General features: G+C 66.7%; 10 protein-coding genes. 1 reads left to right on the forward strand and 9 read right to left on the reverse strand.

Annotated elements, in window-relative coordinates:
• Positions 1-13: 13 nt before the first annotated feature.
• Positions 14-322 (reverse strand): 30S ribosomal protein S10, encoded by a 309-nt coding sequence (gene rpsJ / locus E5679_RS06470; RefSeq protein ID WP_043119398.1) that lies wholly within the window; start codon positions 320-322, stop codon positions 14-16.
• 358 nt (positions 323-680) lie between these two features.
• Here rpsJ and E5679_RS06475 point away from each other — a divergent pair, with 358 nt between their 5' ends.
• Positions 681-2,114: a GH1 family beta-glucosidase gene (locus E5679_RS06475; RefSeq protein ID WP_138414237.1), complete on the forward strand. Its 1,434-nt coding sequence runs from the start codon at positions 681-683 to the stop codon at positions 2,112-2,114.
• 10 nt (positions 2,115-2,124) lie between these two features.
• Here the strand turns inward: E5679_RS06475 and E5679_RS21425 are convergent, their stop codons facing one another.
• From E5679_RS21425 to rpoB, 8 genes are all read right to left on the reverse strand, one after another.
• Complete coding sequence (locus tag E5679_RS21425) at positions 2,125-2,250, reverse strand: hypothetical protein (protein WP_275092545.1); 126 nt, start codon at positions 2,248-2,250, stop codon at positions 2,125-2,127.
• Between the two features lie 46 nt (positions 2,251-2,296).
• A complete protein-coding gene (locus E5679_RS06480; RefSeq protein ID WP_138414238.1) occupies positions 2,297-6,139 on the reverse strand; it encodes a hypothetical protein in 3,843 nt (1,280 codons plus the stop codon).
• 394 nt (positions 6,140-6,533) lie between these two features.
• Entirely contained in the window at positions 6,534-7,724 is a 1,191-nt protein-coding gene (gene tuf / locus E5679_RS06485; RefSeq protein WP_138414239.1) for an elongation factor Tu, read from the reverse strand.
• A 159-nt stretch (positions 7,725-7,883) separates the two neighbouring features.
• Positions 7,884-9,998, reverse strand: coding sequence for an elongation factor G (gene fusA, locus E5679_RS06490; RefSeq protein ID WP_138414240.1), 2,115 nt, complete (start codon positions 9,996-9,998; stop codon positions 7,884-7,886).
• A 75-nt stretch (positions 9,999-10,073) separates the two neighbouring features.
• Positions 10,074-10,544, reverse strand: a complete 471-nt coding sequence (gene rpsG, locus E5679_RS06495) for a 30S ribosomal protein S7 (protein WP_043119406.1) — start codon at positions 10,542-10,544, stop codon at positions 10,074-10,076.
• Positions 10,544-10,918 (reverse strand): 30S ribosomal protein S12, encoded by a 375-nt coding sequence (rpsL, locus tag E5679_RS06500; protein WP_138414241.1) that lies wholly within the window; start codon positions 10,916-10,918, stop codon positions 10,544-10,546. Before rpsL ends, rpsG begins: the two co-directional genes overlap by 1 nt.
• Before the next feature lie 392 nt (positions 10,919-11,310).
• The gene (locus E5679_RS06505; protein WP_138414242.1) at positions 11,311-15,213 is read right to left on the reverse strand and encodes a DNA-directed RNA polymerase subunit beta'; all 3,903 of its coding nucleotides are present in this window, start codon (positions 15,211-15,213) and stop codon (positions 11,311-11,313) included.
• 55 nt (positions 15,214-15,268) lie between these two features.
• Positions 15,269-18,769 carry a DNA-directed RNA polymerase subunit beta gene (gene rpoB, locus E5679_RS06510; RefSeq protein WP_138414243.1) on the reverse strand — a complete coding sequence of 1,167 codons (3,501 nt, stop codon included), beginning with the start codon at positions 18,767-18,769 and terminating at the stop codon, positions 15,269-15,271.
• Positions 18,770-19,090 lie beyond the last annotated feature (321 nt).

Genomic DNA, 19,090 nt, shown 5'->3' on the forward strand with positions numbered 1-19,090 from the left:
CAGCACCTCCCTACTAGAGCTTGATCTCGATGTTGACGTCCGCCGGCAGGTCGAGGCGCATGAGCGAGTCGACAGCCTTGGGGGTCGGATCGATGATGTCGATCAGCCGCTTGTGCGTGCGCATCTCGAAGTGCTCGCGGCTGTCCTTGTACTTGTGAGGAGAACGGATAACGCAGTACACGTTCTTCTCCGTGGGCAGCGGCACGGGGCCAACCACCGTTGCGCCTGCGCGCGTGACCGTCTCAACGATCTTCCGCGCCGAAGTATCGATGACCTCGTGGTCATACGACTTCAGCCGGATGCGGATCTTCTGTCCCGCCATATCCTCAACTCGCATTCAGTCATTCGCACTGTTCGGTTTCAGCTATCCGTGGCTGCCGAAGCATTCAAGGTCAAGCCACCACAGGCCGCACGGGCTGAATCCGGGAGCCCCCGGGTTCCTCAGCCAGCCGACCATCCGACCCCCGCGGTCGGGCGTGTCGTGATTTGCACACGCACGTACCCGTAGCTTCTTTGCGGAGGTGGGTCATATTTGGGCCCCAGCTTGGACCCTGCACCCGGCATTATCCGGATCGGGACGCGAAGGAGCGCTTGAACAACTCATCTAGTGTGCCAGAGAACGCGGGCGATAGCCAATCGGCCTGTAGCCAAGCCCCGGCGGGCGGGGCGATGATAGGCCCATGCCGCGCCTCGCCGTCGACCGTTTGGCAGCCATGCTGCCCGCGGACTTCATGCTGGGCGTCGCTACCGCGGCCTTCCAGATCGAAGGGGCCGTGGACGACGACGGCCGGGGCCCCTCAGGCTGGGACGTCTTCGCCGAGCTCGACGGCGCCATCGAGGACGGCGCCTCGCCCGCCGTCGCCGTCGACCATTATCACCGACTCGAGGAGGATGTCGCCCTCCTCGGGGACCTCGGCGTCGACGCGTACCGGCTCTCGATCTCGTGGCCCCGCGTGCAGCCCGAGGGGCGCGGCCGGTGGAACGAGAAGGGCTGGGCGTTCTACGACAGGCTCATCGATCTGCTGCTCGAAGCAGGGGTCAGCCCGATGGTGACCCTCTACCACTGGGACACGCCCCTTGCACTCGAGCGCGAAGGAGGGTGGCTGTCCCGCTCGACCTCCGAAAGGTTCGCCGACTATGCGGCGGAGGCAGGGCGGCGGCTCGGTGACCGTGTGCCGCAGTGGATCACGCTCAACGAACCCGTCACCGTCACGCTCAACGGGTATGCGCTCGGGCTGCACGCGCCCGGTCGCAAGCTCTTCTATCGGGCACTTCCCGCGGTGCACCACCAGCTCCTCGCCCACGGGCTTGCCACTCAGGCGCTCAGGGCATCAGGCGCTCGAGGCCAGGTGGGGATCACCAATCTGCACGCGCCCGTCTATCCGAAGTCCTCACGGCTGCTGGACAGGCTCCACGCCCGCGTCTTCGACACCCTGTTCAACGGCATCTACGCCGACCCCATCCTGCTGGGCCGCTACCCGAAGCTTCCCTGGCTTGGCCGTGGAAACTTCAAGCCCCTGCGCGCAGTGATCCGCAAAGGCGACCTCGAGGTGATCCACCAGCCGCTCGACTTCTACGGGCTCAACTACTACTACCCGGTCAGGATCGGGGCTGGAACGGATCCCGAGAATGAGCTCGCCGGCGAGATCGAGGCCCTCAAGGAGCTCCCCTTCCACCTGGCGGAGTTCCCCGAGTTCCCCCGGACCGGATTCGGATGGCCCATCGCCCCAGAGCACATCGGCATGCAGCTCGCCGAACTGCACCGCCGCTACGGCGACGCGTTGCCGCCGATCTTCGTCACCGAGAACGGCGCGAGCTTCCCGGAGCCCTCCAGCGCGGACGAGCCGATTGACGACCAGGAGCGGATCGACTATCTCGCCTCGCACCTGGAATCCGCGCTGCTCGCGGTACGGCCAGACGGCCCGGCCAGCGGTGTGAGGCTCGCCGGCTGGTTCGTGTGGACCCTGCTCGACAACTTCGAATGGGCTGCCGGGCACTCACAGCGCTTCGGGCTCGTCCACGTTGACTTCGACACGCTCGAGCGCACTCCCAAGGCTTCGTTCGAGTGGCTGCGAAGCCTGAACCAGGCCCGGCGCCGGCAGACCGCAGCGTGAGGCCGGTGCCCTACTCGCCGCGGTTCGCGCGCCGGATGCGCTTGGCGCGCTCGATCTCGTTCTTGAAGTTCTTCCGTACGTAGAAGTAGCCGGCCACAAGCACGACCACGAGCGCTATCACGATGATCCAGCCCATGCCCGGGTCCTTTCTGAAGGAACGCCGGCCACCGGCTCGGCTCCTCCTACGGTAGCAGTGTGCCCCGCGGCGAGCGGACGAGCCACCACACCGCGCACCCGATGAGGGCAAGTCCGAGCGCACCGAGAAGCAGGTACGGGTAGGCCCGGACGGCCCAGAGGACACACGCGAGCACACCGAGTGCCCCCCACACGCTAAAGCGGCGCTCCCCCACCACCACGCCAGTGCCTACCAGCCCTGCGAAGACGACGAGGAGCCAAACCTGTTGAGGGCCATCAGCCGAGAACGCCACCGCGAGTCCGGCCACCGTCGCCATCGACGCCGCCGCTGCGAGCCAAATCGCCCCCGCGCGGACTTGGCTCGAGAAGTAGCGCACGCCTGCTACGACCGCGGCGACCACCACGTACCACTGTGCAAGCCAGAACGGGCTCTCCCCCGTCCTCCCGGCGAACAGCGCCCTCTGGATCGCAGCGACCACGAGCACCGTCCCGAGCTCTGCGGCGATCCGCCGCCACCGAGGCGCGAGTTCGGGGACAGTCAGGGCGACGAGGGCCAACGCGAGGAAGGGCAGGACTGGGGAGGCTGGGGGCGCCCACGCGGCACGGGCCGCAAGCCCGAGAGCGACGACGGCGCTCCCCACGAGCGACCAGCGTCGCACCGGATCTGCGCCGAGCCGCGCGAGGCCGACTAGCCGTTCATCCGCTGCAGCCCACACGGTGGCCCACCGGAGCGCCAGTCCGATTCCGGCCGGGAGCACCCCGCCCACAAGCGTCACGAGCACGCCGTCCCAAGGCGGCACCTCGCGCGCGAAGATGCTCTGCGCGACGGCGATCGTCGCCGCTGGCGCGGCCAGGGTACCGAGCGGGAACGACACCGCCGAAGCCACCGGGACGTGGCCCCACACGCTGCTGGCCGCGAACAGGACGGCCGCGCAGCTGGCGAGCGCGAGACCGACGACCCAGGCTGGCTCTCGGGCACTCGCCGTTGCCGCGACGAAGGCGAAGCTCGCCGCTCCCGCCGTCCAGGGCCACAAGGACCCCAGGTTTCCGCTGGTGCGACGGGTCCCGTCCCACAGAACCATGCCGACCGTGTGAGCGAGGGCGATGACGCACGCCGTCAGTGCCATGCCGACCCCCGTCACGAGTGGCTGAGCGAGGAACTGGCCGCGGGGGAACGGGATCGCCGGGCCTGCCCAGACCAAGGTCATGAGCAATCCCACGATTCCGGCATACCCCGCTGCTCGCTGGCGGCGCAGGGTCAGCAGAACGCTCGCGACAAGGAGCAGCGATTCCACGAGGAGCACCCAGCGTCCGCCGACCTGTTCCCCGCGGCCCGTGGCGGCATAGACAACGGGCAGGGCAAACTGGGCGGCGATACTGCTCCAGTACGTCGCGGCCTGGAACGGAAGGTCCGCAGCACGGCCGCGGAGCAGCAGTCGCGCCACGTGCTGCGCGGCGAGGCCGGCCGCGAGTGCGACGCTCACCACGGTGCCCGACGCCGTGGCATCGTGGGCCACCATGGCAACGAGGACCAGAGGCAGCAGGCGTGCGGCCACCAGATGAACCCCGCCCACCGTGCGGTCCCGACTGAGGAAGACAACGATCGCCGCGTAGACCGCAAAGATGGCCGTGACGATCTCCAAGACCCGCAGATCCCCCGCGGCGAGGAGCGAGGTAAGGATGTATGCACTCGGCGCCACCGCGACCGCGGCCTTCCGGCGGAGAAATGCGAGTCCGGCCAGCGCGGCGCCAACCGCCACCCCTACGATGAGCGCCGACGTGACGGGGCCGGAAGCGGTGGCGCACGCCGCCGTCGCAACAGCGAGAATCACCGAGGCGTCTTCGAGGCCCCAGCGGAAGGCCACGCCGCGGCGCCTTGTGCCGCGGACCTCGGCGACAAGGGGAATCGCCAGCTGGGCGAGCGCAACGACCCCAAGAACGTGAGCCGCCGTGACGGTCTGCCCCACGACGGTGAGGACCCAACCTTCGCGGGCCGCCATGTGGAACACTGCCAGCGCGAGGGCGGTCACCACGACCCTAGTCGCCCACCCGTACATCCACCGACGCGCCGAGTTCGACGACTGCCAGAAGCCCCCAGCGCAGACGACACAGAGCGTGGCCAGAACGCTGGTCCCCCCGCCCCACCGGTCGGCAGCGAACAGGCCGAGCCCCGCGGCGGACAGCATCGCCGCGGGCAGCCATTCCTCGAAGCGAACCGTTAGGACCGTCTTGCTCTCGCCATGAGGCTTGCCGATCGACATCGTCATCAGCGTCAGGGCCGCGATCGAACAGCCCAGCGCGGCGATGACGTGCAGTGTCGCGGCATGCGGCGGCTCGACCAGCGCTGCGGCAACGGTTCCGCCAACCGCTGCCGCCGCCATGAAGCCGGTCACGTGAGGGCCTGCGAATGGAGCTGGTCGGAGTGCGTCCGCTTGGCGCAAGGCAGGGACGACGAGCTGCAGGGAGGCCATCAGCGCTGCCGCTGTGGCCACTGCCGCCGCGCGTACGCCGGACCCTACCGAGCCGGGCAGGACGGCGTTGAGGACAGCCGAAGCGGCAAACACGGAGGCGATCCGTGCGGCAACGACGCAGCGGCCCCTGTCCCAACCGGCCTGAGCCACATCACCGGGCAGGACCAGGCTCGGGGACCAGATAGCGCGGGCGAGCCAGTAAAGCGTCGCCACGAGCGAGAGCACCGCGACGGAATCACGGCCGAGAGGACCGCCCACGACGGCGATGAGGGCGAGTGCCACGACCGGCAGCGCTTCCGTAGCACGGCCGTGCCGCCACGCGCAGAACTGGGCCCCTAAGACCGTCAGGGCAGCCAACACGAAGAGGACGGGCCGCGCCCCACCTAGATCCAGCGCTCGGGCGATCACGGCAAGAAGGAGAAGCGCGGCCAGGATCACTGTCCCGGTGCCCTGCTCAATCCGGATGCCACGCGGAGACAGCCCGACGGCTGTTGAGATGGGCCGCTCGAAGATGCCGACAGCGAGTACCTGGAGGGCAGTCATGACGCCCGCAGCGACGGCTGCAGCGTCGAAAGCGATGAGGCGATCACCGAAGACGCCCAAATCCGCCGCCTGGCTGAAGGCAGTCGCGACGGCGATGACCGCCGTCGTACGCGCCGACCACCACGAGAAGCGCCGCAACGCAAGGGGCCCGCGAATCAGAACTGTCAGCGAGAAGTGGAGGCAGAGGGCGCCGACGAGTGCGGGATACTGCCCGCGCTCCAGCCCCGGCGCAGCAAACGTCGCGGCGGCGAACGTGGCAGGAGCGACATAGGGGTGCAGCCGAATGACCGAACGCAGGATGATCGGCGGGACCCATCGTGGCCGGACGACCGCGATGATCCCCAGGGTTACGGAAAGCATGATGATCGCGGCGAAGTCCATCGCCAAGGCTCCCCCGAGGGCGGACGCGCCGGACCACGCGGCACTGAAGGCAAAGGTCAACGACAGATATACGAGGATACGACTCTGAAGCCGGACCGCCGCTGCCCCGAAAGCCACCAGGCCCACAAGACTCGTGACGAGCCAGGTCACCCCTGGGCGATGAACCAAGATCAGATCCACCGCAAGACCCGAGACTGGAAGAAGCGCCAGCCCCGTGCCTGTGAAGGCCACAGCTGCGGGCCGGAGTCGCGGCACCCGCGCATGAACCACGAGCCCCGCTGAGTAGAAGAGGGCGGTGGCGCAGATCAGGGCCATGATCCTCGCGATGTCTGCGACCCCGCTCGCCAAGAACAACGATCCCGCGGCCACGATCAGCAGCGAGGCCGCGTACAGGGCGATGTTCGCGTTCTGGACTCCGCGGCGCGCACGGCGCCGTCTGGCAGCGGCGGCGTCTGCATCCTCCTCTGGCCGCCGAAGCACGGGCGGACCTGACATGACAGGCGCGTGCCGTGAGGGGCCAGGCCGTGCGGGGACAATCAAGGGGGCCTGAGCAGGCGAAGGGGCCCGAGCCGGCTGCGGTCCCGGAGCAGGGACCGGCGGCGGCAGTGAACCTCCGGCACCAGCATCCCGCAGCCCTTGTTCCCACCCAGCACGGTGGCCTTCGAAGAAGCCGGAGCGGTGGCCCTCCGCGAAGCCCTCACGCCGACCGGCGTCGAAGCCAGCTTGATACCACGCGTCGAACTCAGGACCGCTCATGACTCCCCCGCTCCGCGCTCAAGGCGCGCATTTAATCCAGTTGCTGGAATAATACGGGACGAAAAAGCCCCGCCGCAATGGTGCGGCGGGGCTTCTCAGTGGCGGCTAGCAGGCCGCCGAATCCTCGTGAAGACTACTTGAGGATCTTGGTAACGCGGCCCGAGCCAACCGTGCGGCCACCCTCACGGATAGCGAAGCCGAGGCCCTCTTCCATGGCGATGGGCTGGATGAGCTGAACGGTCATCTCAGTGTTGTCGCCAGGCATGACCATCTCAGTGCCCTCGGGGAGGGTGATGACGCCGGTCACGTCCGTGGTACGGAAGTAGAACTGCGGGCGGTAGTTCGAGTAGAACGGGTTGTGACGCCCACCCTCGTCCTTGGAGAGGATGTAGACGTTCGCCTCGAAGTCGGTGTGCGGGGTGATCGAACCCGGCTTGACGACAACCTGGCCACGCTCGACATCTTCGCGCTTGATACCGCGGAGAAGGAGGCCACAGTTCTCGCCGGCCCACGCCTCGTCGAGCTGCTTGTGGAACATCTCGATACCCGTGACCGTGGTCTTCTGGATCGGGCGGATGCCGACGATCTCGACCTCGGAGTTCAGGGCGAGGGTGCCACGCTCGGCGCGGCCGGTGACGACGGTGCCACGACCGGTGATCGTGAAGACGTCCTCGATCGGCATGAGGAACGGCTTGTCACGGTCACGGACCGGGTCCGGGATGCTCTCGTCGACAGCGTCCATGAGCTCCTCGACGGACTTGACCCACTTGGGATCACCCTCGAGGGCCTTGAGGCCCGACACGCGGATGACCGGAGCGTTGTCGCCATCGAAGCCCTGCGACGACAGGAGCTCGCGGACCTCCATCTCGACGAGGTCAAGAAGCTCCTCGTCGTCCACCATGTCCGCCTTGTTCAGCGCGACGAGCAGGTAGGGAACGCCAACCTGGCGGGCGAGCAGAACGTGCTCGCGCGTCTGGGCCATCGGACCATCCGTGGCGGCGACCACGAGGATGGCGCCGTCCATCTGAGCCGCACCGGTGATCATGTTCTTGATGTAGTCGGCGTGACCCGGAGCATCGACGTGAGCGTAGTGACGCTTCTCCGTCTGGTACTCGATGTGGGAGATGTTGATCGTGATACCGCGCTGGCGCTCCTCGGGAGCGGAGTCGATCGACGCGAAATCGCGGCTCTCGTTCAGGTCCGGGTACTTGTCGTGAAGCACCTTGGAAATGGCAGCAGTCAACGTGGTCTTACCGTGGTCGACGTGACCGATCGTACCGATGTTGACGTGCGGCTTAGTCCGCTCGAACTTGGCCTTCGCCACTGGTTCCTCCTAGAAGGGTTTTTTAGAAGACTGCCTCCAGCCGCGACGGTCGCAACTGAAACTCTGGCAAGTCTACTTTGGAGCTGATTCTTTCGTAAAATTCGCGGGGCAACCGGCCCCGCGGGGGTGGCGGCCGCCCTCAGGCGACCGCCTCCAGAACTACTCGCCGCGCGACTTCTGGATGATCTCGTCGGCCACAGCCTTCGGGACCTCGGCGTAGCTGTCGAACTGCATCGAGTAGACTGCGCGGCCCTGGGTGCGGGAGCGCAGGTCGCCGATGTAGCCGAACATCTCCGACAGCGGGACGAGCGCACGGATGACCTTGACGCCGACCGCATCCTCCATGGCCTGGATCTGGCCACGGCGGGAGTTGAGGTCGCCGATCACGTCGCCCATGTAGTCCTCAGGCGTGCGGACCTCGACGGCCATGAGCGGCTCGAGGAGGACCGGGTTGGCGCGGCGCGCGCCTTCCTTGAACACCTGCGAACCGGCGATCTTGAACGCCATTTCGGAGGAGTCGACGTCGTGGTAGGCACCATCGATGAGGGACGCCTTGACGCCCACCATCGGGTAGCCCGCCAGGATGCCGAACTGCATGGCGTCCTGGATGCCCGCATCGACCGACGGGATGTACTCGCGCGGCACGCGCCCACCCGTGACAGCGTTCACGAACTCGTAGAACGTGCCCTCGGACGTGTCGAGCGGCTCGAACGTGACCTGCACCTTCGCGAACTGGCCGGAACCGCCAGTCTGCTTCTTGTGCGTGAAGTCGACCTTCTCGACCTTCTTCTTGATGGTCTCGCGGTAGGCGACCTGCGGCTTGCCGACGTTGGCCTCGACCTTGAACTCGCGGCGCATGCGGTCCACGAGGATGTCGAGGTGGAGCTCGCCCATGCCGCCGATCTCGGTCTGACCGGTCTCCTCGTTGAGGGAGACGGTGAACGTCGGGTCCTCAGCGGAGAGCTTCTGGATGGCCGTCGAGAGCTTCTCCTGGTCGCCCTTGGTCTTCGGCTCGATGGCCACGAAGATCACGGGCTCCGGGAAGGTCATCGACTCGAGGACGATCGGGTTGTTGATATCGCAGAGCGTATCGCCCGTCGTCGTGTCCTTGAGGCCGATCACGGCGTAGATGTGGCCAGCGTGGAGCTCCTCGACCGGGTTCTCCTTGTTGGCGTGCATCTGGAAGAGCTTGCCGAGGCGCTCCTTCTTGCCCTTGGTCGAGTTGAGCACCTGCATGCCCGACGTCGCCTTGCCGGAGTACACGCGGATGAAGTTCAGCTGACCGAAGAACGGGTGCGCAGCAATCTTGAAGGCGAGAGCCGAGAACGGCTCTTCCTCGCTCGGCTTGCGGGACAGCTCGACCGACTCGTCCTTCGGGTCGTGGCCGATCATCGCGGGCACGTCGAGGGGCGAGGGCAGGTAGTCGATGACCGCGTCGAGCATCGGCTGGACGCCGCGGTTCTTGAACGCGGAGCCACAGAACACCGGGTAGATCTCGGAGTTGACCGTGAGGTGGCGGATGCCGGCCTTGAGCTCCTCGATGGTGAGCTCTTCGCCCTCGAGGTACTTCTCCATGAGCTCCTCGGTGGCCTCGGCGACCGTCTCGACGAGCTGGTGGCGGTACTCCTCAGCGCGCTCCTTGAGGTCGGCCGGGATTTCCTGGGTCTCATAGGCAGCACCCATGGTCACGTCGCCCTTGGCGTCGCCAGGCCAGACGAGGGCCTTCATGGTGAGCAGGTCGATGACGCCGACGAAGTCGTTCTCAGCACCGATCGGAAGCTGCATGACGAGCGGCTTCGCGCCGAGGCGCTTGATGATCGTGTCGACCGTGAAGTAGAAGTCCGCGCCGAGCTTGTCCATCTTGTTGACGAAGCAGATGCGGGGAACGTTGTACTTGTCGGCCTGACGCCACACCGTCTCGGACTGCGGCTCGACGCCCTCCTTGCCGTCGAAGACGGCAACGGCGCCGTCGAGCACACGCAGGGAGCGCTCGACCTCGACCGTGAAGTCCACGTGGCCGGGGGTGTCGATGATGTTGATCTGGTTCTGGTTCCAGAAGCAGGTCACCGCGGCGGACGTGATGGTGATGCCGCGCTCCTTCTCCTGCTCCATCCAGTCGGTCGTCGAAGCACCGTCGTGCGTCTCGCCGATCTTGTGGTTCACGCCCGTGTAGAAGAGGATCCGCTCGGTCGTGGTGGTCTTGCCGGCATCGATGTGGGCCATGATGCCGATATTGCGGACCCTGCTGAGGTCGGTAAGCACGTCGAGTGCCACGGTGTCTCCCTATGTTTCCCTTGTAGGCTGCGCATTCGCCGCTGGCCCTCGTGGGGCCAGCGGCGAATCAGGCATTTACCAGCGGTAGTGGGCGAAGGCCTTGTTCGACTCCGCCATCTTGTGCGTGTCCTCGCGGCGCTTGACCGCGGCACCGAGACCGTTCGAGGCGTCCAGGAGCTCGTTCTGGAGGCGCTCGGTCATGGTCTTCTCACGGCGCGCCTTCGAGTAGCCGACGAGCCAGCGGAGAGCGAGCGCCGTCGCGCGGCCCGGCTTGACCTCGACGGGAACCTGGTAGGTCGCACCACCAACGCGGCGGGACTTGACCTCGAGGGTCGGACGGACGTTGTCCATCGCCTTCTTGAGCGTGGCCACGGGATCGCCGCCGGTCTTCTGGCGGGCGCCCTCGAGAGCACCGTAGACGATGCGCTCAGCCGTGGACTTCTTGCCGTCCACGAGGACCTTGTTGATGAGCTGCGTGACGAGCGGCGAGCCGTAGACCGGGTCGACGACGAGCGGGCGCTTGGGGGCAGGACCCTTGCGAGGCATTACTTCTTCTCCTTCTTCGCGCCGTAGCGGCTGCGGGCCTGCTGACGGTTCTTGACGCCCTGCGTGTCGAGCGCACCGCGGACGATCTTGTAGCGGACACCGGGAAGGTCCTTCACACGGCCACCGCGGACGAGCACGATCGAGTGCTCCTGCAGGTTGTGGCCGACGCCCGGGATGTAGGCCGTGACCTCGATGCCGCCGGTCAGGCGGACACGGGCGACCTTGCGGAGCGCGGAGTTCGGCTTCTTCGGCGTGGTCGTGTACACGCGGGTGCACACGCCGCGGCGCATCGGGTTGCCCTTGAGGGCGGGAGCCTTGGTCTTGGAGACCTTCGGCGCGCGGCCCTTGCGGACCAGCTGCTGAATGGTAGGCACTTTCGTGTTCTCCGTACTTTCGTTGACTGCGCTCGGGGCAGGCTCACCCGTACCACGGGCCTGCCTCAACGAGCATTGACGGTCGATTCACACTCGCTGCGGCGATCGACCGTAGGCGTGCGAAAGTGTGGCATTTGTTGCGCACCAACCCCGCAACCCGGAAACAGGCCCCGCCCGTGCTCTCGCACAGCGGCCATCATCCTCTGCCACACAGAAACAATCGTAGAAATCTTAGCACGCGCAGCCGGGTGCCCCCTAAACGACGGTTGCGCCGTCACGTCCGCCGGGTGTGAACCCAGCGGACGTGACGGCGCAACGGGAGAGGGCCGCGCGGTGGCGGCGGTCGCCGTCGTCGTCCGCTCGCAGTGGAGAGGGACGACGACGGCGGGCCGTCAGCGGTAGTCGCCGCCGCCCAGGTCGTAGTCGTCCAGCGGAATCGCGTGGAACTCCTGGACGCCGTCGCCGTTCAGCGGATCGTAGGCGAAGTCGCTGAAGGCGCTCGGACCGGTGAACAGCGTGGCCTTGGCCTCCTCGGTGGGCTCGACCGCGATATCCGTGTACCGCGGCAGACCGGTACCGGCCGGGATGAGCTTACCGATGATGACGTTCTCCTTGAGGCCCAGCAGCGGGTCGCTCTTCGCCTCCATGGCCGCCTGCGTGAGGACGCGGGTGGTCTCCTGGAAGGACGCGGCCGAGAGCCAGGACTCCGTGGCGAGCGACGCCTTGGTGATGCCCATGAGCTCGGGACGCCCGGAAGCCGGACGCTTGCCCTCGGACACCACGCGGCGGTTCTCGTCGCGGTAGCGGCGGGACTCGGCGAGCTCGCCGGGGAGCAGATCCGTGTCGCCGGACTCGATGACCGTGACGCGACGCAGCATCTGCCGGACGATGACCTCCACGTGCTTGTCGTGGATGCCGATGCCCTGCGAGCGGTACACGCCCTGGACCTCGTCGACGAGGAACTTCTGCGCCTCGCGCGGGCCCTGGATACGCAGGACCTGCTTCGGGTCGACCGGGCCGTTGACGAGCTTCTGCCCGACCTCGACGTGCTGGCCTTCCTCGACGAGCAGACGCGCACGGCGGGACACCGGATACGCGATCTCCTCACTGCCGTCATCCGGGGTCACGACGATCCGCAGCTGCTTCTCCGTGTCCTCGATCGAGACGCGGCCCGCCGACTCGGAGATCGGGGCAACACCCTTCGGGGTGCGGGCCTCGAAGAGCTCCTGGATACGGGGAAGACCCTGGGTGATGTCCTCGCTGCCGGACGCCGAGACGGCGCCGCCGGTGTGGAACGTACGCATGGTCAGCTGGGTGCCCGGCTCGCCGATCGACTGGGCGGCAATGATGCCGACCGCCTCGCCGATGTCCACGAGCTTGCCGCTCGCGAGCGACCGGCCGTAGCACTTGGCGCACGTCCCGACCGCGGACTCGCAGGTCAGGACGGAGCGGACGCGGAGCTCGGTGATGCCCGCCTCGACGAGGCGGTTGATGAGCACATCGCCCAGATCAGCGCCGGCCTCGGCCAGGACGTTGCCCTCGGAGTCGACGACGTCGACAGCGAGCGTGCGCGTGTAGACCGTGTTCTCCACGTTCTCATCGCGCACAAGCTCCCCGTTGTGGTCCGGGATCGCGATCGGGACGACGAGGCCGCGCTCGGTGCCGCAGTCCTCCTCGCGCACGATCACGTCCTGCGAGACGTCCACGAGACGACGCGTCAGGTAGCCCGAGTTGGCGGTACGGAGAGCCGTATCGGCAAGACCCTTGCGGGCGCCGTGCGTGGCGATGAAGTACTCGAGCACCGACAGGCCCTCGCGGTACGAGGACTTGATCGGGCGCGGGATGATCTCGCCCTTCGGGTTGGCCACGAGGCCACGGATGCCGGCGATCTGTCGGACCTGCATCCAGTTACCACGGGCACCGGAGGAGACCATGCGGTTGATGGTGTTCATCTTCGGCATGGACTCGCGCATCACCGAGGCGATCTCGTTGGTCGCCTTGTCCCAGATCTCGATGAGCTCGGAGCGGCGCTCCTCGTCGTCGATCAGGCCCTTGTCGTACTGGCTCTGGATCTTCGCCGCACGGTCCTCGTAGCCCGCCAGGATGGTCGGCTTCGCCTCGGGCACCGCAATGTCCGAGATCGCCACGGTGACGCCCGAACGGGTCGCCCAGTGGAAGCCTGCGTCCTTGAGGTTGTCGAGGGTCGCCGCGACGACGACCTTGGGGTAGCGCTCCGCGAGATCGTTGACGATCTTCGAGAGCTGCCCCTTGTCCGCCACGGACTCGACCCACGGGTAGTCCTCGGGCAGGGTCTCGTTGAAGATGACCTGGCCGAGCGACGTCTCGACGAGCGCCGGCTGGCCGGCCTCCCAGCCCTCGGGGGCCGGACGCTCCGCCGACGGCACGAAGCCCTCGAGACGGATCTTCACCTGCGCGTTGAGGTGCAGCTCGCGGTTGTCGTAGGCCATGATCGCCTCGGCGACGGACCCGAAGACACGACCCTCGCCCGCTGCGCCCTCACGCTTGGTGGTGAGGTGGTACAGGCCGATGATCATGTCCTGCGACGGCAGGGTCACCGGGCGGCCGTCGGACGGCTTCAGGATGTTGTTCGAGGACAGCATGAGGATGCGGGCCTCGGCCTGGGCCTCCGGGCTCAGCGGAAGGTGCACAGCCATCTGGTCGCCGTCGAAGTCGGCGTTGAACGCCGCGCACACGAGCGGGTGGAGCTGGATGGCCTTGCCCTCGACGAGCTGCGGCTCGAACGCCTGGATGCCGAGGCGGTGGAGGGTAGGTGCACGGTTGAGCAGCACCGGATGCTCGGTGATGATCTCCTCGAGCACGTCCCACACCTGCGGGCGGTAGCGCTCCACCATCCGCTTGGCGCTCTTGATGTTCTGCGCGTGGTTGAGGTCCACGAGCCGCTTCATGACGAACGGCTTGAACAGCTCGAGCGCCATCTGCTTGGGCAGGCCGCACTGGTGCAGCTTGAGCTGCGGGCCGACGACGATGACCGAACGGCCCGAGTAGTCGACGCGCTTGCCGAGCAGGTTCTGACGGAACCGGCCCTGCTTGCCCTTGAGCATGTCCGAGAGCGACTTGAGCGGACGGTTGCCGGGGCCCGTCACCGGGCGGCCGCGACGGCCGTTGTCGAAGAGCGAGTCAACCGCTTCCTGAAGCATGCGCTTCTCGTTGTTCACGATGATCTCGGGCGCGCCGAGGTCGAGAAGCCGCTTGAGGCGGTTGTTGCGGTTGATCACACGCCGGTACAGGTCGTTGAGGTCGGAGGTCGCGAAGCGGCCGCCGTCCAGCTGGACCATCGGGCGCAGTTCCGGGGGGATCACCGGGACCGCGTCGAGGACCATGCCCTGCGGCTTGTTGTCAGTGGTGAGGAACGCGCTGACGACCTTGAGCCGCTTGAGCGCGCGGGTCTTCCGCTGGCCCTTGCCGTTCTGGATGATCTCGCGAAGCACCTCGGCCTCGGCCTCGAGGTCAAAGGACTCGAGGCGACGCTGGATCGCCTCGGCTCCCATGGAACCCTCGAAGTACATGCCGTAGCGATCGCGGAGCTCGCGGTAGAGCGCCTCGTCGCCCTCGAGGTCGGCGACCTTGAGGTTCTTGAAGCGGTCCCACACGGCGTCGAGGCGCTCGATGTCGGCATCCGCGCGCTTGCGGATCGTCGCCATCGTCTTGTCGGCAGAGTCGCGCGCCTTCTTCTTGTCCGCAGCCTTGGCACCCTCGGCCTCGAGCTTGGCGAGCTCCTCCTCGAGGTCACGGGCGACGGCGGCGATGTCCGAGTCGCGCGCGTCGATGAGCTGCTTCTTCTCGAGGTCGTGCTCGGCCTGGAGGTTGGGGAGCTGCTCGTGGCGGCGGGCCTCGTCCACGCTGGTGATCATGTACGCGGCGAAGTAGATGACCTTCTCGAGGTCCTTCGGGGCGAGGTCGAGCAGGTAGCCCAGACGCGACGGGACGCCCTTGAAGTACCAGATGTGGGTCACGGGAGCGGCGAGCTCGATGTGGCCCATCCGCTCGCGGCGCACCTTGGCGCGCGTGACCTCGACGCCACAGCGCTCACAGATGATGCCCTTGAAGCGAACGCGCTTGTACTTGCCGCAGTAGCACTCCCAGTCCCGCGACGGGCCGAAGATCTTCTCGCAGAAGAGGCCGTCCTTCTCGGGCTTGAGCGTGCGGTAGTTGATGGTTTCCGGCTTCTTGACCTCGCCGTGCGACCAGTTGCGGATGTCATCCGCGGTGGCGAGGCCGATCTGCATGAGGCCGAAGGAGGATTCGCTGGACAATATGGTCCCTGTTCTCTCGTTCTCTAAGTCGTTCGTTGCGCCGATACGTGAAGGACTAGACCTCTTCGACCGAGCTGGGCTCGTCGCGCGAGAGGTCGATGCCCAGTTCCTCGGCGGCGGTGAAGACCGCGTCGTCGGAATCGCGCATCTCGATCGTCTGGCCGTCTGCGGAGAGGACCTCCACGTTCAGGCACAGGGACTGCATTTCCTTGATGAGGACCTTGAAGGACTCGGGGACGCCCGGCTCGGGGATGTTCTCGCCCTTGACGATGGCCTCGTAGACCTTCACGCGTCCGTGGATGTCGTCCGACTTGATCGTGAGGAGCTCCTGCAGCGTGTACGCCGCACCGTAGGCCTCGAGGGCCCACACTTCCATCTCGCCGAAGCGCTGGCCGCCGAACTGCGCCTTACCACCGAGCGGCTGCTGGGTGATCATCGAGTACGGACCGGTGGACCGAGCGTGGATCTTGTCATCCACGAGGTGGTGGAGCTTCAGGATGTACATGTAGCCCACGGAGATCGGATCCGGGAACGGCTCTCCGGAACGACCGTCGAACAGCTGCGCCTTGCCCGAGGAGTTGATGAGCCGGTCGCCGTCGCGGGTGACGTTCGTCGAGTCGAGAAGACCGGAGATCTCCTCCTCGCGCGCGCCGTCGAACACCGGGGTGGCGAGCTTCTGGTTCGGGCCCGTCTCACGCGGGAGGTTCGGGAGGTTGTTGACCCACTCCGGCTCGCCCTCGATCTTCCAGCCGGTCTTCGCGACCCATCCGAGGTGCGTCTCGAGGACCTGGCCCACGTTCATACGGCCCGGCACGCCGAGCGGATTGAGAACGACGTCGACGGGAGTTCCGTCGGCGAGGAACGGCATGTCCTCGACGGGCAGGATCTTGGAGATGACGCCCTTGTTGCCGTGGCGGCCAGCGAGCTTGTCGCCGTCCGTGATCTTGCGCTTGGCAGCGACGTAGACGCGCACGAGCTGGTTGACGCCCGGGGGCAGCTCGTCATCGTTGTCGCGGTCGAAGACGCGGACGCCGATGACGGTGCCGGACTCGCCGTGCGGGACCTTGAGGGACGTGTCACGGACCTCGCGGGACTTCTCGCCGAAGATCGCGCGCAGGAGCCGCTCCTCCGGGGTCAGCTCGGTCTCGCCCTTCGGGGTGACCTTGCCGACCAGGATGTCGCCCGCCTCGACCTCAGCGCCGATGTGGATGATGCCCCGCTCGTCGAGCTGAGACAGGACCTCCTCGGACACGTTGGGGATGTCACGGGTGATCTCTTCCGCGCCCAGCTTCGTGTCGCGCGCATCGATCTCGTGCTCCTCGATGTGGATCGAGGACAGGACGTCCTCGGACACCAGGCGCTGCGAGAGGATGATCGCGTCCTCGAAGTTGTGGCCCTCCCACGACATGAACGCGACGAGGAGGTTGCGGCCGAGCGCGAGTTCGCCCTGGTCCGTCGCCGGACCGTCGGCGATGATGCCGCCGAGCTCGAGGCGATCGCCCTCGTTCACGAGGACGCGGTGGTTGTAGCAGTTGCCCTGGTTCGAGCGGTCGAACTTGCCGATGCGGTAGTTCGTCTCCGTGCCGTCGTCGTTCAGGACGACGACGAGGTCCGCCGAGACCTCGGTGACGACGCCGGCCTTCGTAGCCACAACGACGTCGCCCGCGTCCACCGCGGCCGCGCGCTCCATGCCGGTGCCGACGAACGGCGCCTCGGAACGGACGAGCGGCACGGCCTGACGCTGCATGTTCGCACCCATGAGGGCTCGGTTCGCGTCGTCGTGCTCGAGGAAGGGGATGAGGGCGGTCGCGACCGACACCATCTGGCGCGGGGAGACGTCCATGAACTCGACCTCGTCGGCCGGGATGAGGACCGGCTCGCCGCCGCCGCCGCGCTGGCGGACGAGGACCATGTCCTCGGCGAAGCTGCCGTCCTCGTTCAGCGGCGAGTTGGCCTGGGCGATCTGGACCTCGGCCTCGTCGTCTGCCGTGAGGTACTCGACCTGGTCGGAGACCACGCCGTTGTTCACCTTGCGGTAGGGCGTCTCGATGAACCCGAAGGGGTTGATCCGCCCGTACGAGGCGAGAGAGCCGATGAGGCCGATGTTCGGGCCTTCAGGGGTCTCGATGGGGCACATGCGGCCGTAGTGCGACGGGTGGACGTCACGGACCTCCATGCCCGCGCGGTCGCGGGACAGGCCGCCGGGGCCGAGGGCCGAGAGACGGCGCTTGTGGGTGAGGCCCGAGAGCGGGTTGTTCTGGTCCATGAACTGCGAGAGCTGGGACGTTCCGAAGAACTCCTTGATCGCAGCCACCACCGGGCGGATGTTGATAAGGGTCTGCGGGGTGATCGCCTCGACGTCCTGAGTCGTCATGCGCTCGCGCACCACGCGCTCCATGCGGGACAGGCCGGTGCGGACCTGGTTCTCGATGAGCTCGCCAACGGCGCGGATGCGGCGGTTGCCGAAGTGGTCGATGTCATCGACCTCAACGCGGACCTCGATCGGCTGGCCGTCGCGGACACCCGAGATGGACTTCTGGCCGGCGTGCAGCGCGACGAGGAACTTGATCATCGCCACGATGTCCTCGATGTGGAGGACCGAGGCGTCGCGGTCGGAGAGCGGGCGGTCCACGCCGAGCTTCCGGTTGATCTTGTAGCGGCCAACCTTGGCGAGGTCATAGCGCTTCGGGTTGAAGTAGAGGTTGTCGAGCAGCGACTGGGCAGCGTCGACCGTGGGGGGCTCGCCCGGACGGAGCTTCCGGTAGATGTCCAGGAGCGCGTCCTCACGGGTCTCCGTGGTGTCCTTCTCGAGGGTGGCACGGATCGAGTCGTACTCGCCGAACTCCTCGAGGATCTGCCCCTCGCTCCAGCCGAGCGCCTTGAGGAGGACGGTCACCGACTGCTTGCGCTTGCGGTCGAGGCGCACGCCGACCTGGTCGCGCTTGTCGATCTCGAGCTCGAACCAGGCACCGCGCGACGGAATGATCTTCGCGGTGAAGATGTCCTTGTCACTCGTCTTGTCCGCGGCGCGCTCGAAGTAGGCGCCCGGGGAGCGGACGAGCTGGGAGACGACGACACGCTCGGTGCCGTTGACCACGAACGTGCCCTTTTCGGTCATGAGCGGGAAGTCGCCCATGAACACGGTCTGCTGCTTGATCTCGCCCGTGTTGTTGTTCATGAACTCGGCCTTGACGTACAGCGGGGCCGAGTAGGTGGCGTCGCGCTCCTTGCACTCCTCCATGGTGTACTTCGGATCCGCGAACTCAGGGTCCGAGAAGCTCAGGGACATGGTGCCCTGGAAGTCCTCGATCGGGGAGATCTCCTCGAAGATGTCGGCGAGGCCGGACGTGGTGGCGACGCTTGCGTCGCCTTCCTCCGCCGCCTTGGCCACGCGGGCCTGCCAGCGCTCGTTGCCGACGAGCCAGTCAAAGGACTCGGTCTGGAGGGCGAGGAGGTTGGGGACGTCGAGGGGCTCGTGAATCTTGGCGAAAGAGAGCCGGCTACGCGCGCCGTCCGTGTTAGCGGTTTGGGTATCAGAGGTGCTCGAGGCGACCAAGAGGGATCCTTCCACAGACCTTCAGGATTGTCCGCACCCTCCCCCAACCATGCGGCTGCCCAGCAACTGTTCTGTTAAATGGACGGCCGCCCACGAGCCCACCGCTATATGAAGGCTGGAGGTCAGAAAGGGAGAACGCAAAGATCTAGCATAGCCGCTTTAAGCGCACGTGTCTAGCGCACAAGTCGGATCCGGTCAAGTGCCTACGAGCGGAGGCCTCATCGCCACCGCGAGGCAGGTGCGGAGTGGTCCTGCAGCTGAAACTGTACACCCAGTTCCCAGCCCGCGCGCGGGCGGTTCAACGGCGGTAGCCTGAAACAC

Origin of the sequence: Sinomonas gamaensis, assembly GCF_005876955.1 — a bacterium.
In the GTDB taxonomy this organism is placed as follows: domain Bacteria; phylum Actinomycetota; class Actinomycetes; order Actinomycetales; family Micrococcaceae; genus Sinomonas; species Sinomonas gamaensis.